A 23,556-nucleotide genomic window follows, 5' to 3' on the forward strand; every position below is an offset into this window, starting at 1 on the left:
TGTTAGGCAACCGACCGCTGCGCAGCCTCTGACCTTCGCAAATGAACGAGCAGAAGAGAGATGGCGGCCGGCGTCATGCCATCTATCTTTGCGGCTTGAGCGACATTGAACGGGCGCAGATTGCCAAGCTTCTGCTTGAGTTCGTTCGAAAGACCAGGCAGCATCGAATAGTCGAAACCATCTGGGATGAGTCGATTTTCGTCGCGTTGGACATCGACAATGTCTGAAGACTGCCGGCGCATATAAACGGCATATGATGCTTCGATCTCTATGGCCTCTGCGATCGGCTTGCTAAACGCCCGAAGTTCGGGCCATACATTTGACAGCAGCGCCATGTCGAAATCGGGATACGCGAGTAACTCGTAGGCAGAGCGCCTCTGCCCATCCAGATTAATCTTCAACCCATACTCACGGGCCTCATTTGGCGTGATGTGTAATGCCTTAAGTTGTTCTCGCGCACCGTCAAGAGCACATTCATATTCGCGGAATTTGGCACGACGAGCCTCTCCCAGACAGCCGATCTCGTCCGCAATTGGAGTAAGCCGCATATCGGCATTGTCCGCGCGCAGAGAAAGGCGGTATTCCGCACGCGAGGTGAACATGCGATAAGGCTCGGCAACACCCCTCGACGTCAGATCGTCAATCATGACGCCGATGTAAGAATTCGTACGGCTTAGGTAGACCGGCGTTTGGCCGCCCGCGTGGCGTGCCGCATTGAGGCCCGCCACGAGACCTTGGGCCGCTGCCTCCTCGTAGCCTGTTGTTCCGTTGATCTGGCCGGCAAGATAAAGCCCCGGCATCCTCTTTACTTCAAGAGAAGGCGTCAGCTCGCGCGGATCGACATGATCATATTCGATTGCATAGCCAGGTTGGATGATGGAAGCCTTCTCAAGGCCTGGTATGGTCCGGATAAAAGCATCCTGCACCTCTGCCGGCAGCGACGTCGAAATACCATTCGGGTAGACAGTGTCATCGTCCAAGCCTTCCGGTTCAAGGAAGATTTGATGCCCATCCCGCTCGCCGAACTTCACGATCTTATCTTCGATCGAGGGGCAATAGCGCGGTCCAACGCCCTCGATCTGCCCGGAATACATTGCCGAGCGATGCAGGTTATCCTGAATGAGTTTATGTGTGGCGGTCGTTGTGCGGGTTACCCCACATTCAATCTGAGGATTCGTAATTGCACCGGTCATGAATGAGAACGGTGTTACCTCGTCATCCGCGCCCTGTCGGCCAACCGATGCCCAATCGATCGTTTTCCCGTCAAGGCGCGCTGGCGTACCTGTCTTAAGACGGCCGAGCCGAAGCCCCAGGCGCGATAGTGTTCCAGACAAACCAAGAGACGGATCTTCACCGACACGGCCCGCCGGAATCTTCTTATCCCCGATATGAATAAGCCCGCGCAGGAAGGTTCCCGTCGTAAGAACCACAGCGCCAGAGTTCAGAATCCGGCTATCTTTCATTATGACGCCGGTGACGCGACTCTCTGATATATCAAGATCAAAGGCGTCGCCTTCGATAACGTCAATATTATCAATAGCTTCTATTGCCGCCTGCATGGCGGTTCGATAGAGCTTCCGATCGGCTTGGGTCCGTGGACCGCGGACCGCCGGGCCTTTCTTGCGATTGAGCATGCGAAACTGGATGCCGGCAGCATCGGCCACACGACCCATGAGGCCGTCCAGCGCATCCACCTCCCGCACGAGGTGACCCTTGCCAAGGCCACCAATCGCCGGGTTGCAGGACATGACCCCGATCGTGTCTCGCCGATGCGTCACCAGAGCTGTACGAGCACCGAGGCGAGCCGCTGCGCTGGCCGCTTCGCAACCTGCATGACCACCTCCGATTACGATGACGTCGTATTGATAGATGGTCATTTCGCCTTCTCACACGCTTTCAGATGTTTCACGTGAATCATTTTCCGATGCAAAACTCGGAAAAGATTATATCGAGTAAATTGTCGACGTCGACGCGTCCCGTAATTCTGCCCAGGGCGTTCCCCGCGATGCGAAGATTCTCGGCTCTAATGTCAAGTCCCGCTGACGGGTCGGCCAACGCTGCCCCGATCGCCTCCAGACATTCCGTAAGCGAATCCCTTTGCCGCCTGCGGCTTGGGATCGCCAGACTATGGCTGCTGACTTGCCGCTCCAGGCGCTCGGCGATGGCGGCGCGAAGAGCGAACAATCCCACATCCGTGACAGCAGAAATCGTCAGGTCATAGGCGACCGGACCAGTCGCCGCGGATATATCGGCCTTTGTCCCAACCCGCAAGACTTCCGTATTCGTGATCGGCGAAAGCCCATTCCTGCCTTGGGTCATATCCTCGAGATAGAGCACAAGATTCGCCTCAGAGATGATCCGCTCGGCCCGCCGTACGCCCTCGCGTTCAACGACCTCATCTGTATCGCGCAAACCAGCCGTGTCATAAAGCTTTACGAGGAAACCATTGATATCGAGATCGACGTGAAGAACATCACGCGTCGTTCCCGCTATATTCGTCACAATAGCAACCTCTCGCTGCGCAAGCGCATTCATCAAGGTCGACTTTCCGGCATTTGGCGCGCCTGCAATGACGACTTTGAAACCATCGCGAATGATCTCGCCCGCCTGCGCGTGCGCGAGGTGGTTCTCTACCTCGGCATGCAGTTGAGCGATATCATCCCACACCAGAGCTGAAACCGAGCCGGGCACGTCATCTTCATCGGCAAAGTCGAGTTCAGCTTCAATCAGAGCACGAGCCCGCGTCAATCGTTCCGCCCACGAATCGTATAGCTCGGATAGTTTGCCCTGGCTATGCTCGACCGCCAGGCGCCTTTGCATCTCCGTCTCTGCGGCAATCAGATCCGCCAGACCCTCAATCTCGACGAGGTCAAGTTTGCCGTTTTCAAACGCCCGCCGCGAGAACTCACCCTCCTCAGCCATCCGCACGCCCTCAATCGCCTCTAGTTCCTCAAAGAGGGCATGAATGACGGCTCGACTCCCATGAAGCTGGAGCTCGGCGCAGTCTTCGCCCGTAAAAGAATCTGGCGATGGAAAGAAGAGTGCCAGGCCGCTGTCTATAACCGAACCGTTACGGGAGCGAATCGTTCGCAGGGACGCCCTGCGTGGCGGTGGGGTGTCGCCGATCAGCAGTCGCAAGGCATCGCGCGTCTTCACACCACTGAGGCGGACAACCGCAACGCCGGAAGGAACAGCTCCACTCGATAGCGCATAAATGGTTTCGTTCGACATCCTCGACCACTCTGGCCACGCTCGGATTCCTCATAAGCGAAAGCCGGCCATCGCGAAACGGCCGGCTTTATGTCAGGAATCCGGCTATCTGTTATGTATTCATAGAGTCGAAGAAGTCCGGATTGCTCTTCGTCTGCTTCAGCTTGTCGATGAGAAACTCGATAGCGTCGGTTGTTCCCATCGGAGCAAGAATACGTCGAAGCACGAAGATCTTCTGCAGATCCTGGCGCGGAACAAGCAGCTCCTCCTTACGCGTGCCGGACTTCAGAATATCCATCGCCGGGAAGATGCGCTTGTCGGCCACCTTACGGTCGAGAACGATTTCCGAGTTACCGGTTCCCTTGAATTCTTCGAAGATGACTTCATCCATGCGGCTGCCGGTATCAATGAGCGCCGTCGCGATAATCGTCAGAGAGCCGCCTTCTTCGATGTTACGGGCAGCGCCGAAGAAGCGCTTCGGCCGTTGCAGAGCGTTGGCATCAACACCACCGGTCAGAACCTTGCCGGACGACGGCACAACGGTGTTGTAGGCGCGGCCAAGGCGCGTGATCGAATCGAGCAGGATGATGACATCACGGCCGTGCTCGACGAGCCGCTTCGCCTTCTCGATCACCATCTCAGCGACCTGCACGTGACGGACCGCCGGCTCGTCGAAGGTTGAAGAAATGACTTCGCCGCGCACTGAACGCTGCATGTCCGTCACTTCCTCCGGCCGCTCGTCAATCAGCAGAACGATAAGGTAGCATTCCGGATGATTTGCGGTGATCGAATGTGCGATATTCTGTAGAAGAACAGTCTTACCGGTCCTGGGCGGAGCGACGATGAGGCCACGCTGGCCCTTACCGAGCGGCGCGACAAGGTCGATGACGCGCGCAGACAGATCCTTCGATGTCGGAACATCGAGCTCCATCTTGAAACGTTCATTGGGATAAAGCGGCGTGAGGTTATCAAAGTGGACCTTATGGCGGATCTTTTCCGGATCTTCGAAATTGATCGTGTTCACCTTGAGCAGGGCGAAATAGCGCTCGCCTTCCTTGGGACCACGGATCGGTCCCTCGACCGTATCGCCGGTTTTCAGAGAGAAGCGGCGGATCTGCGATGGAGAGATGTAAATATCGTCTGGACCCGGGAGGTAGTTAGCGTTTGCCGAACGCAGGAAGCCGAAACCATCTTGCAGGACTTCCACGACGCCTTCGCCGATGATCTCTACATCCTGGCTCGCGAGAACCTTCAGGATTGCAAACATCAATTCCTGTTTGCGCATGGTGCTTGCATTTTCGACCTCGAGCGATTCGGCGAACGCCAGAAGATCGGTCGGGGATTTGCTCTTAAGTTCCTGAAGCTTCATTTCAGCCATGAAGTGACCATTACTCTGTATTTCGAAGGGGGGAAGGCTATGTTGCGTCGTTTCGGTGTTGCGAAAGGGCTCGCAGACGACTGAACTCAAAACACATGCCACGAAGATGAGATGCGCGGAAAATAGCGACTAAGCTGAGATGCCGCAAGGGGGCTGTTTAAAATGAAGTAAATTAAAGCGGCGCCCGCTCAAAACGGCTTAACGACAACCAGGATGACGATGAGGATCATGAGTAGCGTCGGTGCCTCGTTCATGAATCTCCAATATCGCGCCGTGCGCCGGTTTTCATCCCGTGCAAAAGCATCGACCGCGCGACTGAAGAACAAGTGAACGGCCGTCAAGAGCACGACGAGGGCGATCTTGGCATGAAGCCACGCACCCTGAAAACCGTAGACAGACCAAGCCAGATACAGACCGAAAACCCAGGTCAGCATCATCGCCGGGTTCATGACGATCTTCAGCAGGCGCCGTTCCATGACCTTGAAGGTTTCCGACTGTACGGAACCTGGTTCCGCGTCGGTATGGTAGATGAAGAGCCTCGGCATATAGAACAGCCCGGCCATCCAGGAGATGACCGCAATGATGTGCAGTGCCTTGATCCAAAGGTAGAGATTGGCCGGGTTCCATGCAAATAGCCCGACGGCAAGCAGCGCAAAAAAGGCGAGGGCGAAATGTGCCCGTCGCCGCGCATAGCTTCCTGGTCGCTCATCCGTCTGCTTTTCCATCATTCAATTCCCGCCACGGCGAACGCGTTTGACAAGCAGACGGACGTTTTCCGGATCGGCCTGCGGCGTAATTCCGTGGCCGAGGTTGAAGATCAACGGTCCGCCGCCAAGGTGCATCATGATGTCGTCGATACCCTCCTCAAGCGCGCGCCCACCGGCGACGACGCGCATGGGATCGAGATTGCCTTGGACCGGCCCTTCCTTCTGAAGCTCGGCAGCGAATTCAAGTGGAACGGACCAATCAAGCCCAATCGCGTCAGCATCGGTCTTCTGCCTGTAGGTTTTCAGAAGATAACCTGCACCTTTGGCAAAGGCGATGACCCGAGCCTTCGGGCGCTGCGCTTTGACGCGGGCAATGATCCGAGCAACTGGCTTGACGGCAAAAGCCTCAAATTCCTTTTCTCCAAGAACGCCTGCCCAGGAATCGAAAATCTGCACTGCATCGGCGCCGGCATCGATCTGCGCTACCAGATACTCGGCAGAGATGTCCGCAAGCAGCATGAGCAGTCGTTCAAACGCTTTTGGATGCTGGTAGGCAAAAAGCCTCGCCGGCGCCTGATCAGGCGTGCCGTGCCCTGCGATCATGTAAGTCGCCACCGTCCAGGGCGCACCGCAAAAGCCGAGAAGTGTCGTTTCTTCCGGGAGTTCCGTGCGCAACCGGCGCACTGTCTCGAACACCGGCTTCAGATAGTCGATAACACCATCAGCAGCCAGACGTGAAATTCCAGCCTCGTCGATCGGGTCCATTTCCGGACCATGGCCTTCCGTGAAACGCACATTGCGCTTCATGGCATCCGGAATGACAAGAATATCAGAGAAGAGGATCGCCGCATCGAAGCCGTAGCGGCGGATGGGCTGCAGTGTCACTTCGACAGCGTGCTCCGGTGAATAGCAGAGGTCGAGGAAGCTTCCTGCCTTTGCACGCGTTTCTCGATACTCCGGCAGATAACGGCCTGCTTGTCTCATAAGCCAGATCGGAGGAGGGGAGAGAGTTTCACCGTCGAGAACTCTCATGATTTTCCGGCGCGTTTCGCTCAAGCGCTTCGTCCCTTTAAGAATCTAAAGATATTTTAAAAGGTTTCTATTTCTTAGAGTCGGTGTCTATCAAGGATTAAAATCCATCCACTGCTGATACAATTTGTTACGCGCATCAAAGATATCAGGACAATATCGATCGCATTCCATCGTAGATTTTGGAGAAGTTCGAATCTAAAAATGATTCCAGAAACTTGCCTCGAAGGGTGAGGCGGCGTTGTCTGTGGATATCCTGTGTATTCCAGATGAGTTCTTTAACGCCGATCACAAAATCCACAGACTGCCCTGTGGTGCTCTCCAGAAAATCCGAAATGTGGATAAGGGGCCACGTTTTCCCTTGCCTGAAGCCATGCCGGTCCCTTAGCTCTCTATCATCCAGTCTTTTCAACAGGCAGCGGAAAATAGCGTGGAGAACCGCACGAACTTCTTCCATCTGCATCTGATTTCTGACTCGACCGGTGAGACTCTGATCTCAGCCGGTCGTGCCGCGTCCGCCCAGTTCAAATCCGCTCAGCCGGTAGAACATGTCTATCCGTTGATACGGAATCGTAAGCAGCTGTTTGCTGTTCTCGATGCGATCGACAACGAGCCGGGCATCGTCCTCTACACGGTCGTCGATCGGGAACTTGCGGGGCTGATCGATGAGAGATGCGTGGAAATGGGCGTCGCCTCGGTCAATGTGCTTGAGCCTGTGATGGCCGCTTTCCAGCTTTATCTCGGTGCTCCGTTGCGGCGTCGCGTCGGTGCCCAGCACGTGATGAATGCCGGGTATTTTGCGCGTATCGAGGCGCTCAATTTCACCATGGATCACGACGATGGGCAGATGCCCGAGGATTACAACGACGCCGACGTCGTCATCATCGGCATCAGCAGGACATCGAAAACACCGACGAGTATCTATCTCGCCAATCGCGGCATCAAGACAGCGAACATTCCGATCGTCTACGATGTGCCCTTGCCGGAAGCGCTTTTCACTGCAACGAGGCCGTTGATCGTCTGTCTCATCGCAACGACGGATCGGATATCGCAGGTGCGTGAAAACCGGGTGCTTGGTGTGACACCTGGCTTCGATCGTAGCCAATATACGGATCGAGCAGCGATCTCCGAAGAACTAAAATATGCCCGCTCTCTTTGCGCGCGCCATAATTGGCCGTTGATCGATGTGACCCGTCGTTCCATCGAAGAGACGGCGGCCGCAATCGTTGCCCTGCGCCCCAAGCTGCGCTAAGCGCTGATATTATGAATCTTGAGCTAAGAGACGCATGACATCGAAACTGATTCTCGCCTCGTCCAGTCCATTCCGGCGGATGCTGCTCGCGAACGCCGGTCTGGAGTTTGAAGCGCATGCGGCAAAGATCGACGAGCGGGCGATCGAAGCACCGCTCGAAAGAGAGGGCGCATCTCCAGACACTGTCGCCTCGGTGCTTGCTAGGGCCAAGGCGGAGGAGGTGAGCAGCCGGTTTCCGGATTCTCTCGTCATCGGCTCGGATCAGACCATGTCGCTTCGTGATCACGTGTTTCACAAGCCGCACAACATGGCTGACGCCGCCAATCATCTGAGAGTACTTTCGGGGCAAACACATCGTCTGAACAGTGCGATCGCTATCATCGGAAATGGTGCGCTTCTATGGGAGCACGTGTCACACGCGTCGCTGACGATGCGCGTTCTGTCGGCGGATTTCATATCGCGCCATCTGGCAAGAGTTGGCGACAAGGCGCTCGGCAGCGTTGGCGCCTATCAGCTGGAAGGCGAGGGAATTCAACTTTTCGACCGGATCGACGGCGACTATTTCACGATCCTTGGCCTGCCAATGTTGCCGCTGCTTCAGAAACTAAGGGAATTGGGCGCGATCGATGGATGATTCACGTGAAACATTCGGCCCGAATGCTTTCGTTACCGGCTTCCCGGTGCGGCACTCACGCTCGCCCTTGATCCACGGATACTGGCTGAAAAAGCTTGGACTTCGCGGTAGCTACCGCCCATACGAGGTTGCTCCCGCCGATTTTGCGGCATTCATGGGATCGCTCAAGGATCAAAGCTCCCAATTTATCGGCGGCAATGTCACCATCCCACACAAGGAGATGGCCTGTCGGCTCGCCGACAGGCCGGACGAACTCTCCCAGGAACTCGGTGCTTCCAACACGTTATGGCTGGCGGAAGGAAAACTCCATTCGACCAATACCGACGGGCAGGGATTTACCGCGAACCTGGACGCGCGCCACCCTGGCTGGGATAAACATGACACCGTAGTAATACTCGGGGCAGGTGGGGCGAGCCGCGCGGTCATACAGGCAGTCCGCGACCGCGGCTTTCGGGAGATTCATGTCGTCAATCGAACCGCTGCTCGTGCGCAGGAACTTGCCGATCGCTTCGGTGAGAAAGTCCATGCACATCCAATGGGAGCACTCGCGGAGGTCATGAAAGGAGCGGGGCTTTTCGTCAATACGACATCGCTCGGCATGGACGGCGAAACGGCACCGGCAATCGATTTCCTGCCACTCGACGAAAATGCAGTCGTCACCGATATCGTCTATGTGCCGCTGAAGACATCTTTGTTGAAACAAGCCGAGGAACAAGGTTTTGTGATCGTGGATGGACTCGGTATGCTGCTTCACCAGGCAGTGCCGGGCTTTGAGAAATGGTTCGGCAAGCGCCCGGTCGTGGATGACGAGCTTCGTGCGCTCATCGTCGCAGATATGGAAAAGCACTGATGATCCGGATCGGTCTCACGGGTTCCATAGGAATGGGAAAATCAACTGCGGCAAAGCTCTTTGCCGAAGCCGGTATTCCCGTCAACGATTCCGACGCTGTGGTGCATGAGCTGTATGCCGGAGAGGCGGCGCCACTGGTCGAAGCTGAATTCCCTGGCACAGTGAAATATGGCGCTGTCGACCGGCAGGAACTTGGCCGCCAACTTTCGCGCAGACCAGATGGCTTCAAGGCGCTGGAGGCGATCGTGCATCCGTTGGTTCGCAAGCGCGAAGCCGAATTCGTAAAACGCGAGCAAGCGCGAGGATCGGAGATAATCCTGCTCGATATCCCGCTGCTTTTCGAAACGGGTGCCGAAACCCGAGTCGACATAATCGTCGTCGTGAGCTGCGATCCACAGATTCAGCGCGACCGGGTGCTTGCGCGTCCGAACATGACAGAGGAAAAATTCAGTATGATTCGCTCGCGGCAAACCCCGGACGCCGAAAAGCGGGCGCGTGCCGACTATGTCATCGATACGGGGCACGCCATCGAAATAACGCGGGCGAGGGTAAGCGAAATCATCGCGGATCTGAAAGCGCGGATCGCGAAAGGAGATTTCCGGAATGCGTGAAATCATATTCGATACGGAAACCACCGGCCTCGACAGCCGCATCGATCGCATCGTAGAAATCGGCGGCGTCGAGCTTCTGAACCATTTCCCGACCGGCCGCACAATCCATATCTACATCAATCCCGGCAATCAAAAAGTCCATCCCGATGCTCTGGCCGTTCACGGCATTACCGACGAGTTTCTGAAGGAAAAGAGGCCATTTGCCGACGTCGTTGAAGAGATCATCGACTTCTTCGGCGACGCAAAGTGGATCGCACACAACGCAACCTTCGACATGGGATTTGTCAATGCGGAGCTTGCTCGCCTTGGCATGCCGCCGATCTTGCCGGAGAAGGTGGTCGATACGTTATCACTCGCGCGGCGCAAACATCCAATGGGACCGAACTCGCTCGATGCCCTCTGCCGCCGCTATGGTATAGACAACTCGCACCGCACAAAACACGGTGCACTTCTCGACTCGGAGCTGCTCGCCGAGGTCTATATCGAAATGATCGGAGGGCGTCAGACCGCTCTTGGTTTGAGTGTTGCTGCTGCAACTGGGTCAGGCGACGCCGAGATTATTCTGGACGAGACCGTCGACATCGTTTTGAAGCGGCCCCGCCCCCTCGCGCCACGCCTCAGCGAAGCAGAAGCTCAGGCTCACGACGCATTGATTGCTGCGCTCGGCAGCAAAGGCATCTGGGCCAAATACGATCGTCCAAATTAAAAATGCCCGGGCTTTCACCCGGGCACTGCAGTCTAATCAGGTACTTCGAACTCAGTTTGTCTGCACCTTTGCGCGCGTCTGCTCTTCAGCGACGCGTTGCGCAAACATCTGTGCGAAGTCGATCGGGTCGATCATCAACGGCGGGAAGCCGCCATTGCGCGTAACATCGGCAATGATCTGGCGGGCAAACGGGAAGAGCATGCGCGGGCATTCAATAAAGAGAACCGGAAGCATGTGTTCCTGCGGGAAGCCGGCAACGCGGAAGACACCACCATAGACGAGTTCGGCGTGAAAGACCGTCTTGTCGCCATCCTTGGCCTCGGCGTTGAGCGACAGCACAACGTCGAAATCGCTATCCGAAAGCGGATTGGCATTGACGTTGACGCTGATATTGATCGCCGGAGCCTTGTCGCGCGCCTGAAGCGAACGCGGCGCGCCGGGATTTTCGAAGGAAAGATCCTTCGTGTACTGAGCGAGAATTGTGAGGCTCGGGCTTGTCGTGCCGCTGCCGTTGTTTTCATCAGCCATTGGATTTTCCTCGAGGGGCATTGAATGGTGCCGCCATCTAACATTTCGGGAAAAGGCTTACAACCCTAGGCGAACCCGTCTCTACTCGCCAAGCCGCTTGCCGGACCAAGGAGAATCTTTGTTCGGCTCGCGGCGGTAGTCGTCCTCATCAAGATCGACGACTTTTGAGTCCGGCTTGGATCGGTTGCCGGATTCGGATGATTGCGATGCCGCAAAGCCCTTCTTCGTTCCAACGATAACGAATCGCTTGCGGATGTAGTTCCAGGCAAGGTCACGAATGGCGGGGATGAAAAGCAGGATGGCGATGACATCCGAAATAAATCCCGGAACCATGAGAAGCAGCGACGCAATGACGAGCATGGCCGGCCGCAGAAGGTCCCGGCCCGGCATTACGCCGGTTCGCCCCTCGGCAGACATACGCTGCAGAATGCCGATTCCCTGGCGGCGAAGCAGAGCCATGCCGATTGCAAAACTCAGCACGACGAGGCCAAGGGTCGCCAGCAGGCCGATAGCGCGCCCGACGATCACGAAGCCCGCTATCTCGGCCAGCGGCAACAAAAGAACAAAACCTGGAAGCATTGCAAGTCGCATCGTCTCTCCAACCGGCGTTTGCCGGGCCTCGATCGCAATCGCGAGATTGCGGCTATTTGAATCATCTGTATATGCGGCCTATATGGGAGTACAAATCATGGATGTTAACGGCGGCTGCGGGACGATATGAGTTCAAACGACTTCATCACTTTGTTTTTCCTTGTGGCTGCGGTGCTGATTTTTTTTCAGCTCCGCAGTGTTCTCGGGCGCCGCACGGGAAATGAGAAGCCGCCGCGCGATCTTTTCACGCCGCGCGATGCCGCCGGCCCTGAGCATTCCGATGCCGGCAAGGTCGTAACGCTACCCCGCCGCGATACGCCCGCAGAAGAGGACGATCGCTTTGCGGCGATCGACGCTTTCGCCCCTGCCGGCACGCCGCTCAATGAATCTCTCCGCGCACTCAGCAAGGTCGATCCGTCCTTCGATCCAAAGGAATTCCTGAACGGCGCGAAAATGGCCTACGAAATGATCGTCATGGCTTATGCCGACGGCGACAGAAAAACGTTGAAGAATCTTTTGTCCCGCGAGGTTTATGAAGGTTTTGACGCGGCGATCACGGATCGCGAGGCCAAGGGCGAAAAGGTGAAATCCACCTTCGTCGGCATCGATAAGGCGGACATCACCCAGGCGGAAGCCAGAGGCAGCGAGGCACAGATTACGATCCGTATCGCCAGCCAGCTGATCTCCGCGACCTATGACAAGGCCGACAAGCTGATAGAGGGCGACGCCGAGAACGTAGCTGAGGTCAATGACATCTGGACCTTCGCTCGTGATACGCGCTCGCGCGACCCCAATTGGAAGCTCGTGGCAACCGAATCGGAAACATGAGTGACAATAAAGCGGACTTCGTTCTGCAAGCTGTCGATTTCGATGAACTCAAAGGCTGGAGGGATGACGATCCCTCCAGCCTTTTTGAAGTCATGGAAACCTGTCGCCGCCAAATTGCCGGCAGGAAACCGTACCGCACCGGATCGCTGGGGCTGAGCGCCGACGATCTTTTGCCTTTGCTACAAGCCGCCCGAAATGCGAAACCCGCCTCCGCTTCCGAGGCCCGATCCTTCTTTGAACAGAATTGTCGGGCGTTTCTCATCAGAAGAGGCGACGGTCGGCGGGGTTTCGTTACGGCCTTTTACGAGCCGGAGATCGCCGTTTCCGGCAAGCCCGATTCTACTTATCGCTTCCCCTTCTACAGACGGCCTGACGATCTGATCGAGCTCGACAATAGCAACCGCCCCGCAGGCCTCGATTCATCTTATGCCTTCGGCCGCCTCGAGGATGGAGAGATAAGCGGCTATCCCGACCGGCAGGCGATCGACCAAGGCTTCCTCGACGGCCGAGGCCTTGAAATCGCTTGGGCCAAATCCAAGGTCGATGTTTTCTTCGTGCATGTGCAAGGTGCGGCACGTCTGCGCTATCCGGATGGACGGACGGCTCGGATCACATATGCGGCAAAGGCCGGACATCCCTTCTCTGCCATTGGCAAGCTCTTGGTCGATCGCGGTGAAATCGATCGTGCGAATATCTCCATGCAGTCGATCCGCGCTTGGCTCGCAGCGCATCCAGAAGAGGTCGATGAGGTTCTCTGGCACAATCGATCTTATATTTTCTTCCTCGAGGCGCCGGTTGCCGATTCCGAAGCTGGACCGGTTGCAGCAGCGAAAGTGCCGTTGCTGGCCGGACGATCGCTTGCGGTCGACCGCCTGATACATACCTTCGGCTTTCCCTTCTTCATCCGCTCTGAAAGCCTGACCCACCTTGATAATGGGAGGCCGTTCCAGCGTTTGATGCTTGCCTTGGACACGGGCTCTGCGATCGTTGGTCCTGCGCGCGGCGATATTTTTACGGGTTCCGGCGATGAAGCGGGCGAACTGGCGGGTACGGTGCGCAACGACGCAGACTTTGCCATCTTGATTCCGAACGCAGCGGCTGGAAGGTTCGGCTGATGACGAGGGACCGCAAGCTCAGCACGGACGAGCGAATTCTGTGGGGCAAGGTTGCGCGCAGCACGCGACCGCTTGCCGGAAAAAAAGGCGAGCTCACCGAACTTGATGCCTTTCTGGCGAAAGCCGAAACCGAGGCCGGGAATGCCGAGCAGAAATCATCTGCCGAAATGGAAGCGCAAGCCGCAACCCCGCGTGCAGCAACAAAGCAGCCGTCCAGCACCCATCATCCGCTGGAGCGGCCAGTCAAACGTAAGATTGCAAAAGGCAGGCTGGCACTGGAGGCGCGTATCGATCTCCATGGCCTGGTGCAAAGCGAAGCGCATGTCATGCTTCTCGATTTCCTCATCCGCGCGCATGAGCGCGGCATGCGGCATGTGCTGGTGATCACCGGCAAGGGCAGTTCGATGGGAAGCGAAGGCGCGTTGAAAAGGGCCGTTCCGTTTTGGTTTTCGAAGCCGGAATTCCGCTATTTGATTTCGTCTTACGAAGCGGCTGCGCAGCACCACGGCGGCGAGGGGGCGCTTTATATCCGGCTCTCCCGGCGGCAGGGGGACAGGTCATGACGCCGTTCGGTGAAGCAGTTCGAAAGCTTCGGGTCCGCAAGGGCGTATCGCAAAAGCAGATGGCAGCGGCGCTCAATGTCTCGCCCGCATATCTCTCCGCACTCGAACACGGAAAGCGCGGCCTGCCGACCTTCGACCTGCTTCAGCGGATCGCCGGCTATTTCAACATCATCTGGGATGAAGCCGAAGAACTCTTCCTGCTCGCCCGCGCATCGGACCCGCGCGTGGTGATCGATACCTCGGGTCTGCCCCCCGAATATACGGCGTTTACCAATCGTTTGGCGGCCCGGATTCGCAACCTTGACAGGGCAGCTTTGGCCGAGCTAGCGGCTATGCTTGAAAATCTCGCTAAAGCTGACGGAAAAGCGTCATAATCCCCTGCTTTATGCCCGATTAGCAGGCTCTACCATTGGGAATGGTGCTCAAAAACCTTATATTCCGGAATGAAAAAGGCTGGTGATTCGCGACGCGAATTCAGGCGCTTACAACAGGGAAATTCAAAGACAGTATGACCGATACACCAGCGACGGAAAACGGCGTTAATACCGAATATGGCGCAGATTCCATCAAGGTCCTCAAGGGACTTGATGCCGTGCGCAAGCGCCCCGGCATGTATATCGGTGATACCGACGACGGTTCCGGCCTGCATCACATGGTTTATGAAGTCGTCGACAACGCGATCGACGAGGCGCTGGCCGGCCATGCCGACATCGTCACCGTCGCGCTCAACCCTGACGGCTCAGTCACAGTGACCGACAACGGCCGTGGTATTCCGACGGACATACACACCGGCGAAGGCGTTTCCGCAGCCGAAGTCATCATGACGCAGCTTCATGCCGGCGGTAAATTCGATCAGAATTCCTACAAGGTTTCCGGCGGCCTGCATGGCGTCGGTGTTTCGGTGGTTAACGCCCTTTCCGTCTGGCTGAAACTGAAAATCCGCCGCCAGGGCAAGATCCATGAAATGAGCTTCACGCATGGCGTCGCCGATGCGCCGCTCAAGGTAACAGGTGACGCGGGCAGCGATACCGGCACGGAAGTCAGCTTTATGCCGAGCACCGGAACCTTCACGATGACGGATTTCGACTATGGCACGCTGGAGCACCGCCTGCGCGAGCTTGCTTTCCTGAATTCCGGTGTTCGCATCTTGCTGACTGACAAGCGCCATTCCGACATCCGGCAAGAAGAGATGCGTTATGACGGCGGCCTTGAGGCCTTCGTTTCCTATCTCGATCGTGCCAAGAAACCGCTGGTCGATAAGCCTGTCTCTATCCGCGGCGAAAAGGATGGAATTACCGTCGAAGTCGCGATGTGGTGGAACGACAGCTACCACGAGAATGTCCTTTGTTTCACCAACAACATTCCACAACGCGACGGCGGCACGCACATGGCCGGCTTCCGCGCCGCGCTGACACGCCAAGTTGTCTCCTATGCCGATAGCTCCGGCATTACCAAGAGGGAGAAAGTCACACTTCAGGGCGAAGACTGCCGCGAGGGCCTGACGGCCGTCCTTTCGGTGAAGGTGCCGGATCCGAAGTTCTCGTCGCAGACAAAAGACAAGCTAGTCTCCTCGGAGGTTCGTCCGGTCGTCGAAAGCCTGGTCAATGAAGCGCTCGGCACCTGGTTTGAAGAGCACCCGAGTGAAGCCAAGGTGCTCGTCGGCAAGGTCGTTGAAGCCGCCGCCGCCCGCGAAGCGGCTCGTAAGGCCCGTGAACTGACGCGCCGCAAGGGTGCGCTCGATATCGCCTCGCTGCCCGGCAAGCTCGCCGATTGCTCCGAGCGCGATCCGGCAAAGTCGGAAGTCTTCCTCGTTGAGGGTGACTCCGCAGGTGGCTCTGCGAAGCAAGGCCGTTCCCGTGAAAATCAAGCAATCCTGCCTTTGCGAGGCAAGATCCTCAATGTCGAGCGGGCCCGCTTCGACAAGATGCTGTCGAGCCAGGAAATAGGCACGCTGATCACGGCACTCGGCACCGGCATTGGCAAGGATGAGTTCAACGTCGAAAAGCTTCGCTACCACAAGATCATCATCATGACGGATGCCGATGTCGATGGCGCCCACATTCGTACGCTGTTGCTGACATTCTTCTTCCGTCAGATGCCGGAATTGATCGAGCGCGGTCACCTCTATATCGCCCAGCCACCGCTCTATAAGGTTTCTCGCGGTAAGTCCGTTCAGTACGTGAAGGACGAAAAGGCGCTGGAGGATTATCTGATCGGTCAGGGCCTCGAGGAGGCGGCGCTGAAGCTTGGAAGCGGCGAAGTCCGTACCGGCCAGGATCTCCGTGAAGTCATTTTCGATGCATTGCGCTTGCGCGCGTTGCTCGAAAACCTGCATTCTCGCTACAACCGCGCTGTCGTAGAGCAGGCGGCAATCGCCGGGGCCTTGAACGCGGAAGCAGTCAGCGATCGTGCAAGGGCCGAACGGCTTGCAGGTGATGTTGCCAAGCGTCTCGATATCATCGCCGAGGAAACCGAGCGCGGCTGGGAAGGCGACCTGACTAGCGAAGGCGGGTTGCGGCTGGAGCGAATGGTGCGCGGCGTCAAGGAAGCCGTCGTGCTCGACATGGCGCTCATCGGCTCGCAGGACGCGCGTCACATCGATCAGCTCTCGTTGCGCCTCAAAGAAATCTACCAGACCCCGCCGGCGCTTTCGCGCCGCGACGGCGATATCGAGATTTCCGGTCCGCGCGCTCTGCTCGACGCAATTTTTGCCAGCGGCCGCAAGGGACTGACAATGCAGCGCTACAAAGGCCTTGGCGAAATGAATGCCGAACAGCTTTGGGAGACGACGCTCGACCCGAACGCCCGTTCGCTGCTACAGGTCAAGGTCCCCGACGCGACGGATGCCGATGGCCTTTTCGCCCGGCTGATGGGCGACGAAGTCGAGCCGCGCCGCGAATTCATCCAAGATAACGCGCTCAGCGTCGCAAATCTTGATATCTAATTGATTCCTTGTGCAAAAAGGCACGCTCACTGGAGCGCCTTTTTGTTTCGGCAGGGGTCAATTGGCAATGAATTTTCCGTTGAAGGCCACCTCGGCAAGCGGCATGCGCTGGCTTGGCACTTCGCGTGCCTGGTTGCGTTCCGATAGTACGCTTTTGTCGCCAAGGCGGCCGATGGCTATGCCGGCCTCGACGCGATAGCCTTCCGGGATAGCGAAGGCTTGCCTGATCTCGTCGTGTTTGATTCCACCCATGCCGTGGGCGTAGAAGCCTGAAAAGCGTGCCTGCATGGCGAGATGCCCCCACGCGGCCCCGGCGTCGAACGAATGGGTATAGCGCGGTTTGTTCTCCGAGAAATCGCCGCTGAAACTGCGTGAGATAACGAAGATCAATGCAGAAGCATTCTTTGCCCATTCCTGGTTCGATTCGACGAGCAGGCCAAGATGCTTCTCGAAATGTTCCGTGCCCTTAAGGGCGTAGATGAAGCGCCAAGGCTGCTGATTGCTGGAAGATGGCGCCCAATGCGCTGCGTCCAGGATCGTCAGCAATTGCTCTTCGGTTATGATTTCGCCGGTGAAAGCCCGTGGCGACCAGCGATCGAGAAACATCGCATCGATCGGATATTCGGATGTGCGGCTATTGGTTGCGGTCATCTTGTTTCCGGCTATTGGTTGAGGGCGCTGGAGCGAATGATATTGCCCGCCAACGAGAGCTTTGCAAGCAAACGGATTGCCGCAGATGTTTATCATTTCATTCAATCCGGCGCGCCAATTCAGTTCCGGCGAAATTATTAACAATGCGTACCGCTTCAGCAAAAAGCCGTAATGACACGCTTAGTCGACTGGTTCATAGGTGATGGAGTCCGTTTTCGATGAGGAGGAGATTTTTATGAAGTTGATGCGCGTTGGCGAACCGGGCCGTGAAAAACCGGCGCTACTCGATTCCGATGGCAAGATCCGCGATCTTTCGGCGCATGTTTCCGACGTCGGTGGTGAAGCGATTTCGCCGGCAGGTCTTGCAAAGATCGCAGCGCTCGACACGAAGAGCCTCCCGGAATTGACTCCGGGCCGTATTGGCGCCTGTGTTGCGGGCACCGGGAAATTCATCTGTATTGGCCTAAATTTCTCTGATCACGCTGCCGAAACTGGCGCAACGGTTCCGCCGGAACCGATCATTTTCATGAAGGCCACCTCCGCGATCGTCGGCCCCAACGACAACGTCGTCATCCCGCGAGGCTCGGAAAAGACCGATTGGGAGGTTGAACTCGGCGTTGTCATCGGAAAGACAGCAAAATATGTCACCGAAGCCGAAGCGCTGGACTACGTTGCCGGCTATTGCGTCTCCAATGATGTCTCGGAGCGCGCATTCCAGACGGAACGCTCCGGCCAGTGGACTAAGGGCAAATCCTGCGACACCTTCGGCCCGATCGGCCCCTGGCTCGTTACGAAGGATGAGATCGCCGATCCGCAGAATCTCGGCATGTGGCTGAAGGTCAACGACGAGACGATGCAGAGCGGGTCGTCGAGGACGATGGTCTACGGGGTCGCTTATCTGGTCTCTTATCTCAGCCAATTCATGTCGCTGCATCCGGGCGATGTGATTTCCACCGGTACGCCGCCGGGCGTCGGCATGGGTTTGAAGCCGCCGCGTTACCTCAAGGCTGGCGATGTCGTCGAACTTGGAATCGAAGGCCTCGGCACGCAGAAGCAGACCTTTGTCGCGGATCGCTGAAACTGTCCGATCTTTAACAATTGTGAGTGTATCATATGCCGGGAATCACATTTCCGGCATTTCTTTTTGCGATGCGGATGCCTATGTTGCTATGCAGCAAAAGCCTGTTACTCTCAATTGAAGTGCCCGCAAACGATGGAAAGAAGTGGATGGCTTGCCTGACGGCGCTGTCCTTTCCGCAAAAGAAAGGTGGCGCAAATCATGTTTTATCAGCTCTATGAATTGAACCATGCTGCGATGGCGCCGTTCCGCGCTGCCGCCGATGCGATGCGGCTTGTTTATGCCAACCCGCTCAATCCATTTTCGCAAACGCCGTACGGCCGCGCGATAGCCGCAAGTCTCGAAATGTTCGAGCGGACGACGCGCCGCTACGGCAAGCCGGCGTTCGGACTGAAGGAAACAGTCGTCGGAGACAGGAAGGTCGCAGTGCGCGAAGAGATCGTCTGGTCGCGCGCCTTTTGCAATCTTCTGCATTTTGCGCGCAACACGCCGTCCGGTCACCGCGATCCTCGAATATTAATCGTTGCGCCGATGTCCGGTCACTATGCAACGCTGCTTCGCGGTACAGTCGAAGCGCTGCTTCCGAGCGCCGATATCTTTATTACCGATTGGATCGATGCCCGCATGGTGCCGATGACGGAAGGCACTTTCGATTTCGACGACTATGTCGATTACGTCATCGAGATGCTGCATTTCCTCGGCCCTGATACGCATGTCGTTGCGGTATGCCAGCCCTCCGTGCCCGTTCTGGCGGCGGCTGCGGTGATGGAAGAGGCAAATGATCCGCTATCGCCGTCTTCGATGACACTGATGGGCGGGCCGATCGATACACGCATCAATCCGACAGCGGTCAATAAACTCGCAGAGGAAAGGCCGCTCGAGTGGTTTGCCGAAAACGCAATCATGAATGTGCCGTGGCCGCAGCCTGGCTTCATGCGCCCGGTCTATCCGGGCTTCCTGCAGCTCTCCGGCTTCATGTCGATGAACCTCGACCGCCACGTCATCGCTCACAAGGAGTTCTTCATGCATCTCGTGAAGAATGACGGCGAGCCCGAAAAGCACCGCGATTTCTATGACGAATATCTTGCCGTGATGGACCTGACCGCGGAATTCTACCTGCAGACGGTCGATCAGGTTTTCATGAAGCACTCTCTGCCGAAGGGAGAGTTGATCCATCGTGGCAAGCGCGTCGATCCGGCCGCAATCCGCAATGTTGCGCTCCTGACCGTGGAGGGCGAGAACGACGACATTTCCGGTGTGGGCCAGACGAAGGCGGCGCAGACGATCTGCATCAACATCCCGGACGACATGCGCATGCACTACCTTCAACCGGACGTCGGCCACTACGGCGTCTTCAACGGATCACGCTTCCGTAGCGAGATCGCGCCGCGTATCGTCAACTTCGTCCGCGAACACTCTCGCTCAGGAAAGCCGGCCGTAAAGCGCGTCATCAGGGGCGGCAAATCCGCCTGAGTTAGAGGATGCTGATTTAATGCTGCTCGTTCAAGGCCTTGTCCGATTTCGCGGGCAATCGTCTTGAAGGGCTGGCTGGCGGTTACCACATCGATTTTCAGCGTTCGGTATTCCGCCGGGCGCAGAAAGCGAGGATAACGCACGATGAACCAGTCAGCATTGCTTCGCCCGGATTGGACTCCGGCCACCGTTGCGTTGATGGTGCTCGGCTTCGTGGTCTTCTGGCCTCTGGGCCTGGCCATGCTTGCCTATATCATCTTCGGCGAGCGCCTTCGTGGTTTCAAGCGCGATGCGAATAATGCGACCGACGGCTTCTTTGCCGGCTGCCGCCGTTCGCATGGCCGCTACCGCCCGCATTTTTCGACCGGCAACGTCGCCTTTGACGATTGGCGGAAGGCCGAGCTTGACCGTATTGAGGAAGAGCGTCGTAAGCTCGATGAAATGCGTGAGGAATTCGATACCTATATGCGCGAGCTTCGCCGCGCGAAGGATCAGGAAGAGTTCGACCGTTTCATGCGCGACCGCAAGAATTCAAAGCGCAATGACAACGGACCCGCTGCCGAATATCAGACGCCTTAACGGTGTCCGTAGATGATCAGCAAACCGGCATCAACGATGCCGGTTTTTCTTTTTCTATGCCGGATTAGCTGCGAATCGTATAGAAAAAGCACTTATGTTTCCGCTCCTTTCCAAACCGAGACGTACCGTTGCGCGAAAACCTGCTCCGCCCGAAACGCGGACGCTGGACGTTGCAGGCAGGCTGATGCCGCTCACCATCAAGCATCATGACCGCGCAACCCGCATTACGCTGCGTATCGAGCCCGGCGGCAGGGCGCTGAAAATGACGGTACCGAAGGGCCTTGCGCAGCGCGAGGTCAATGCCTTCCTCGATCGTCATCAGGGATGGCTGCTGACGAAACTGGCAAAGTTCTCCATCGACAGCGCGCTTTGTGACGGCCGTGAAATTCTGCTCCGGGGCGTCAAGCACCGGATCGAACACACGGGCAGTCTGCGCGGCCTGACCGAGGCGGTCATGGTCGATGGCCGGCATATGCTCAGGGTCAGTGGCCTACCGGAACATCTTGGCCGCCGGATCGCAACCTTTCTGAAGAAGGAGGCGCGGGCCGACCTCGAGCGGCTCGCCCGCTTCCACGCCCATTCGATCCAAGCGCCGGTCAAATCGATCTCCATCAAAGACACCCGCAGCCGCTGGGGCTCATGCTCGTCGGAAGGAAACTTGAGTTTTTCCTGGCGCATCGTCATGGCGCCGGCCTCAGTGATCGATTATCTGGCGGCCCACGAAGTCGCGCACCTCAAGGAAATGAATCACGGCCCGCGTTTCTGGGCGCTCTGCGAAAAGCTCTGCCCGCATATGGAAGAGGCGAAATCCTGGCTGAAGCGCTACGGAAGCCAGCTTCACGCAATTGACTTTGATTGAGCGCATAGCCGCGGTAAATTAAAGCCTCAGTCGCAAATTGGCTCGACTCTTTTGCCTTTTCGTGTCACTCCGCTGCCATGAAACCCGATATCAAAATCTGCGGCCTGAAGAGCGCTGAAGCGATCGATCGCGCGGTGAATCGCGGCGCGAGCCATATCGGTTTTATCTTCTTCGAGAAGAGCCCGCGTTATATCGAGCCGGATCTTGCCGGAAAGCTTGCCGATCCCGTCCGCGGCAAAGCGAAGATCGTCGCCGTCACAGTTGATCCGACCAATGACGAACTCGATGAAATCGTCGCGCTTTTGAAGCCGGACATGATCCAGCTTCACGGTAATGAGAGCCCGGAACGCGTCTTGACGATAAAAGCCGTCTACGGTCTGCCAATCATGAAGGCATTCTCCATTCGCAGCGCCGATGATCTGAAGCCGGTTGAGGCTTATATTGGGATTGCTGACCGGTTTCTGTTCGACGCCAAACCGCCGAAAGGATCCGAACTACCCGGCGGCAACGGGGTTTCCTTCGATTGGAGTCTGCTCGGCTGGCTTGACGACGGCGTGGATTACATGCTTTCCGGTGGGCTGAACAAGGACAACATTGCCGAAGCGCTGGCGATCACCAAAGCGCCGGGTATCGACGGCTCCTCCGGCGTCGAAAGCGCGCCCGGCGTGAAGAGCGTTGCCATGATCGATGATTTTTTCGATGCGGTCGAGAGGGCTTGCGAGCCTGAAACGGCCTCAAGGAGTTGAGAGTGAACCAGACGCTAAAACCCAATTCCTTCCGTTCCGGCCCCGATGAGGACGGCCGTTTCGGCATTTATGGCGGCCGTTTCGTCGCCGAAACGCTGATGCCGCTGATCCTCGATCTGCAGGACGAATGGAACAAGGCAAAGGACGATCCGGAATTCCAGGCGGAATTGAAACATCTTGGCAGCCACTACATCGGCCGCCCGAGCCCGCTTTATTTCGCTGAGCGCCTGACGGCCGAGCTTGGCGGTGCGAAGATCTATTTCAAGCGCGAAGAGCTGAACCATACGGGTTCGCATAAGATCAACAATTGCATCGGCCAGATCCTGCTTGCCAAGCGCATGGGCAAGACGCGCATCATTGCCGAGACCGGTGCTGGCCAGCATGGCGTTGCCTCTGCAACAGTCGCCGCCCGCTTTGGCCTTCCCTGCGTAGTCTACATGGGTGCGACAGACGTCGAGCGTCAGGCGCCGAACGTTTTCCGCATGAAGCTCCTCGGCGCTGAAGTGAAGCCGGTAACGGCAGGTCACGGCACGCTGAAGGATGCGATGAACGAGGCCCTTCGCGACTGGGTCACCAATGTAGATGACACCTATTATTTGATCGGCACCGCAGCCGGCCCGCACCCCTATCCGGAAATGGTTCGCGATTTCCAGGCGGTCATCGGCACGGAAGCCAAGCAGCAGATGCTGGAAGCCGAAGGACGCCTGCCCGATCTCATCATCGCGGCGGTTGGCGGCGGTTCGAATGCAATCGGCATCTTCCATCCGTTCCTGGATGACGCAGGCGTCAAGATTGTCGGCGTTGAAGCCGGCGGCAAGGGTCTGCAAGGCGATGAACATTGCGCCTCGATCACAGCCGGCTCGCCGGGTGTCCTTCACGGCAATCGCACGTACCTGCTCCAGGATGGAGACGGCCAAATCAAGGAAGGCCACTCGATCTCGGCCGGTCTCGATTATCCCGGCATCGGCCCCGAGCATTCCTATCTGAACGACATCGGCCGCGTCGAATACGTGCCGATCATGGACCACGAAGCGCTCGATGCTTTCCAGACGCTGACGCGCCTGGAGGGCATCATTCCGGCGCTTGAGCCGTCGCATGCGCTGGCCGAAGTCATCAAGCGTGCGCCGAAGATGGGCAAGGACGAGATCATCCTGATGAACCTCTCCGGCCGCGGCGACAAGGATATCTTCACCGTCGGCAAGATCTTGGGAATGGGTGTGTAAA

General features: G+C 57.1%; 24 protein-coding genes. 16 read left to right on the plus strand and 8 right to left on the minus strand.

Features of this window, described 5'->3' with window-relative positions:
* Nucleotides 1-2: 2 nt before the first annotated feature.
* From mnmG to hemE, 5 genes are all read right to left on the minus strand, one after another.
* Nucleotides 3-1,877: a tRNA uridine-5-carboxymethylaminomethyl(34) synthesis enzyme MnmG gene (mnmG, locus tag N2599_RS18040; RefSeq protein WP_027512261.1), complete on the minus strand. Its 1,875-nt coding sequence runs from the start codon at nt 1,875-1,877 to the stop codon at nt 3-5.
* A 37-nt stretch (nt 1,878-1,914) separates the two neighbouring features.
* Nucleotides 1,915-3,231, minus strand: coding sequence for a tRNA uridine-5-carboxymethylaminomethyl(34) synthesis GTPase MnmE (gene mnmE / locus N2599_RS18045; RefSeq protein WP_027512262.1), 1,317 nt, complete (start codon nt 3,229-3,231; stop codon nt 1,915-1,917).
* A 91-nt stretch (nt 3,232-3,322) separates the two neighbouring features.
* Nucleotides 3,323-4,588, minus strand: a complete 1,266-nt coding sequence (gene rho / locus N2599_RS18050; protein WP_027512263.1) for a transcription termination factor Rho — start codon at nt 4,586-4,588, stop codon at nt 3,323-3,325.
* Nucleotides 4,589-4,776: 188 nt separating this feature from the next.
* The gene (gene hemJ / locus N2599_RS18055) at nt 4,777-5,313 is read right to left on the minus strand and encodes a protoporphyrinogen oxidase HemJ (protein ID WP_027512264.1); all 537 of its coding nucleotides are present in this window, start codon (nt 5,311-5,313) and stop codon (nt 4,777-4,779) included.
* A gap of 3 nt (nt 5,314-5,316) precedes the next feature.
* Nucleotides 5,317-6,351, minus strand: coding sequence for a uroporphyrinogen decarboxylase (gene hemE, locus N2599_RS18060; protein WP_027512265.1), 1,035 nt, complete (start codon nt 6,349-6,351; stop codon nt 5,317-5,319).
* 403 nt (nt 6,352-6,754) lie between these two features.
* Between hemE and N2599_RS18065 the strand changes: the two genes are divergently transcribed.
* From N2599_RS18065 to dnaQ, 5 genes are read left to right on the plus strand one after another with little or no spacing between them, the layout of a single operon-like run.
* Nucleotides 6,755-7,576 (plus strand): pyruvate, water dikinase regulatory protein, encoded by an 822-nt coding sequence (locus N2599_RS18065; protein WP_027512266.1) that lies wholly within the window; start codon nt 6,755-6,757, stop codon nt 7,574-7,576.
* A 34-nt stretch (nt 7,577-7,610) separates the two neighbouring features.
* A complete protein-coding gene (locus tag N2599_RS18070; protein ID WP_027512267.1) occupies nt 7,611-8,210 on the plus strand; it encodes a Maf-like protein in 600 nt (199 codons plus the stop codon).
* A complete protein-coding gene (locus N2599_RS18075) occupies nt 8,203-9,060 on the plus strand; it encodes a shikimate dehydrogenase (protein WP_027512268.1) in 858 nt (285 codons plus the stop codon). The genes N2599_RS18070 and N2599_RS18075 overlap by 8 nt, the downstream gene beginning before the upstream one ends.
* Complete coding sequence (gene coaE, locus N2599_RS18080; protein WP_027512269.1) at nt 9,060-9,671, plus strand: dephospho-CoA kinase; 612 nt, start codon at nt 9,060-9,062, stop codon at nt 9,669-9,671. Before N2599_RS18075 ends, coaE begins: the two co-directional genes overlap by 1 nt.
* Nucleotides 9,664-10,377 (plus strand): DNA polymerase III subunit epsilon, encoded by a 714-nt coding sequence (dnaQ, locus tag N2599_RS18085; RefSeq protein ID WP_027512270.1) that lies wholly within the window; start codon nt 9,664-9,666, stop codon nt 10,375-10,377. Before coaE ends, dnaQ begins: the two co-directional genes overlap by 8 nt.
* A gap of 51 nt (nt 10,378-10,428) precedes the next feature.
* Here dnaQ and secB read toward each other — a convergent pair whose 3' ends face one another.
* Both secB and N2599_RS18095 read right to left on the minus strand, forming a co-directional pair.
* Nucleotides 10,429-10,905: a protein-export chaperone SecB gene (gene secB, locus N2599_RS18090; RefSeq protein WP_027512271.1), complete on the minus strand. Its 477-nt coding sequence runs from the start codon at nt 10,903-10,905 to the stop codon at nt 10,429-10,431.
* A gap of 81 nt (nt 10,906-10,986) precedes the next feature.
* Nucleotides 10,987-11,496 (minus strand): FxsA family protein, encoded by a 510-nt coding sequence (locus N2599_RS18095; protein ID WP_027512272.1) that lies wholly within the window; start codon nt 11,494-11,496, stop codon nt 10,987-10,989.
* A gap of 126 nt (nt 11,497-11,622) precedes the next feature.
* Between N2599_RS18095 and N2599_RS18100 the strand changes: the two genes are divergently transcribed.
* The 5 genes from N2599_RS18100 (at nt 11,623) to gyrB (ending at nt 16,946) form a co-directional block, all read left to right on the plus strand.
* Nucleotides 11,623-12,324, plus strand: coding sequence for a Tim44/TimA family putative adaptor protein (locus N2599_RS18100; protein WP_027512273.1), 702 nt, complete (start codon nt 11,623-11,625; stop codon nt 12,322-12,324).
* Nucleotides 12,321-13,439, plus strand: a complete 1,119-nt coding sequence (mltA, locus tag N2599_RS18105; protein ID WP_027512274.1) for a murein transglycosylase A — start codon at nt 12,321-12,323, stop codon at nt 13,437-13,439. The genes N2599_RS18100 and mltA overlap by 4 nt, the downstream gene beginning before the upstream one ends.
* The gene (locus N2599_RS18110) at nt 13,439-14,002 is read left to right on the plus strand and encodes a Smr/MutS family protein (RefSeq protein WP_027512275.1); all 564 of its coding nucleotides are present in this window, start codon (nt 13,439-13,441) and stop codon (nt 14,000-14,002) included. Before mltA ends, N2599_RS18110 begins: the two co-directional genes overlap by 1 nt.
* Nucleotides 13,999-14,376, plus strand: coding sequence for a helix-turn-helix domain-containing protein (locus N2599_RS18115; protein WP_027512276.1), 378 nt, complete (start codon nt 13,999-14,001; stop codon nt 14,374-14,376). Before N2599_RS18110 ends, N2599_RS18115 begins: the two co-directional genes overlap by 4 nt.
* Before the next feature lie 134 nt (nt 14,377-14,510).
* A complete protein-coding gene (gene gyrB, locus N2599_RS18120; protein WP_027512277.1) occupies nt 14,511-16,946 on the plus strand; it encodes a DNA topoisomerase (ATP-hydrolyzing) subunit B in 2,436 nt (811 codons plus the stop codon).
* Between the two features lie 57 nt (nt 16,947-17,003).
* Here the strand turns inward: gyrB and N2599_RS18125 are convergent, their stop codons facing one another.
* On the minus strand, nt 17,004-17,597 hold the full coding sequence (locus tag N2599_RS18125; protein ID WP_027512278.1) for a nitroreductase family protein: 594 nt from the start codon (nt 17,595-17,597) through the stop codon (nt 17,004-17,006).
* A gap of 235 nt (nt 17,598-17,832) precedes the next feature.
* On the opposite strand from N2599_RS18125, the gene N2599_RS18130 reads away from it, so the two are divergent.
* The 6 genes from N2599_RS18130 (at nt 17,833) to trpB (ending at nt 23,555) form a co-directional block, all read left to right on the plus strand.
* Nucleotides 17,833-18,675 (plus strand): fumarylacetoacetate hydrolase family protein, encoded by an 843-nt coding sequence (locus N2599_RS18130; RefSeq protein ID WP_027512279.1) that lies wholly within the window; start codon nt 17,833-17,835, stop codon nt 18,673-18,675.
* 201 nt (nt 18,676-18,876) lie between these two features.
* Nucleotides 18,877-20,148, plus strand: coding sequence for a polyhydroxyalkanoate depolymerase (locus N2599_RS18135; protein ID WP_027512280.1), 1,272 nt, complete (start codon nt 18,877-18,879; stop codon nt 20,146-20,148).
* Between the two features lie 144 nt (nt 20,149-20,292).
* Nucleotides 20,293-20,727: a DUF2852 domain-containing protein gene (locus N2599_RS18140; RefSeq protein ID WP_027512281.1), complete on the plus strand. Its 435-nt coding sequence runs from the start codon at nt 20,293-20,295 to the stop codon at nt 20,725-20,727.
* A gap of 94 nt (nt 20,728-20,821) precedes the next feature.
* A complete protein-coding gene (locus N2599_RS18145) occupies nt 20,822-21,586 on the plus strand; it encodes a M48 family metallopeptidase (protein WP_027512282.1) in 765 nt (254 codons plus the stop codon).
* 77 nt (nt 21,587-21,663) lie between these two features.
* The gene (locus tag N2599_RS18150; protein WP_027512283.1) at nt 21,664-22,332 is read left to right on the plus strand and encodes a phosphoribosylanthranilate isomerase; all 669 of its coding nucleotides are present in this window, start codon (nt 21,664-21,666) and stop codon (nt 22,330-22,332) included.
* Nucleotides 22,333-22,334: 2 nt separating this feature from the next.
* Nucleotides 22,335-23,555, plus strand: a complete 1,221-nt coding sequence (gene trpB, locus N2599_RS18155; RefSeq protein WP_027512284.1) for a tryptophan synthase subunit beta — start codon at nt 22,335-22,337, stop codon at nt 23,553-23,555.
* The last annotated feature ends 1 nt before the right edge of the window (nt 23,556 follow it).

The organism is Rhizobium sullae (assembly GCF_025200715.1).
GTDB lineage: Bacteria > Pseudomonadota > Alphaproteobacteria > Rhizobiales > Rhizobiaceae > Rhizobium > Rhizobium sullae.

Coding starts and splice junctions, on each gene's coding strand:
- mnmG (WP_027512261.1), bottom strand. CDS start 1,877: ATGACCATCTATCAATACGACGTCATCGTAATCGGAGGTGGTCATGCA.
- mnmE (WP_027512262.1), bottom strand. CDS start 3,231: ATGTCGAACGAAACCATTTATGCGCTATCGAGTGGAGCTGTTCCTTCC.
- rho (WP_027512263.1), bottom strand. CDS start 4,588: ATGGCTGAAATGAAGCTTCAGGAACTTAAGAGCAAATCCCCGACCGAT.
- hemJ (WP_027512264.1), bottom strand. CDS start 5,313: ATGGAAAAGCAGACGGATGAGCGACCAGGAAGCTATGCGCGGCGACGG.
- N2599_RS18070 (WP_027512267.1), top strand. CDS start 7,611: ATGACATCGAAACTGATTCTCGCCTCGTCCAGTCCATTCCGGCGGATG.
- N2599_RS18075 (WP_027512268.1), top strand. CDS start 8,203: ATGGATGATTCACGTGAAACATTCGGCCCGAATGCTTTCGTTACCGGC.
- coaE (WP_027512269.1), top strand. CDS start 9,060: ATGATCCGGATCGGTCTCACGGGTTCCATAGGAATGGGAAAATCAACT.
- dnaQ (WP_027512270.1), top strand. CDS start 9,664: ATGCGTGAAATCATATTCGATACGGAAACCACCGGCCTCGACAGCCGC.
- secB (WP_027512271.1), bottom strand. CDS start 10,905: ATGGCTGATGAAAACAACGGCAGCGGCACGACAAGCCCGAGCCTCACA.
- N2599_RS18095 (WP_027512272.1), bottom strand. CDS start 11,496: ATGCGACTTGCAATGCTTCCAGGTTTTGTTCTTTTGTTGCCGCTGGCC.
- N2599_RS18100 (WP_027512273.1), top strand. CDS start 11,623: ATGAGTTCAAACGACTTCATCACTTTGTTTTTCCTTGTGGCTGCGGTG.
- mltA (WP_027512274.1), top strand. CDS start 12,321: ATGAGTGACAATAAAGCGGACTTCGTTCTGCAAGCTGTCGATTTCGAT.
- N2599_RS18110 (WP_027512275.1), top strand. CDS start 13,439: ATGACGAGGGACCGCAAGCTCAGCACGGACGAGCGAATTCTGTGGGGC.
- N2599_RS18115 (WP_027512276.1), top strand. CDS start 13,999: ATGACGCCGTTCGGTGAAGCAGTTCGAAAGCTTCGGGTCCGCAAGGGC.
- gyrB (WP_027512277.1), top strand. CDS start 14,511: ATGACCGATACACCAGCGACGGAAAACGGCGTTAATACCGAATATGGC.
- N2599_RS18125 (WP_027512278.1), bottom strand. CDS start 17,597: ATGACCGCAACCAATAGCCGCACATCCGAATATCCGATCGATGCGATG.
- N2599_RS18130 (WP_027512279.1), top strand. CDS start 17,833: ATGAAGTTGATGCGCGTTGGCGAACCGGGCCGTGAAAAACCGGCGCTA.
- N2599_RS18135 (WP_027512280.1), top strand. CDS start 18,877: ATGTTTTATCAGCTCTATGAATTGAACCATGCTGCGATGGCGCCGTTC.
- N2599_RS18140 (WP_027512281.1), top strand. CDS start 20,293: ATGAACCAGTCAGCATTGCTTCGCCCGGATTGGACTCCGGCCACCGTT.
- N2599_RS18145 (WP_027512282.1), top strand. CDS start 20,822: ATGTTTCCGCTCCTTTCCAAACCGAGACGTACCGTTGCGCGAAAACCT.
- N2599_RS18150 (WP_027512283.1), top strand. CDS start 21,664: ATGAAACCCGATATCAAAATCTGCGGCCTGAAGAGCGCTGAAGCGATC.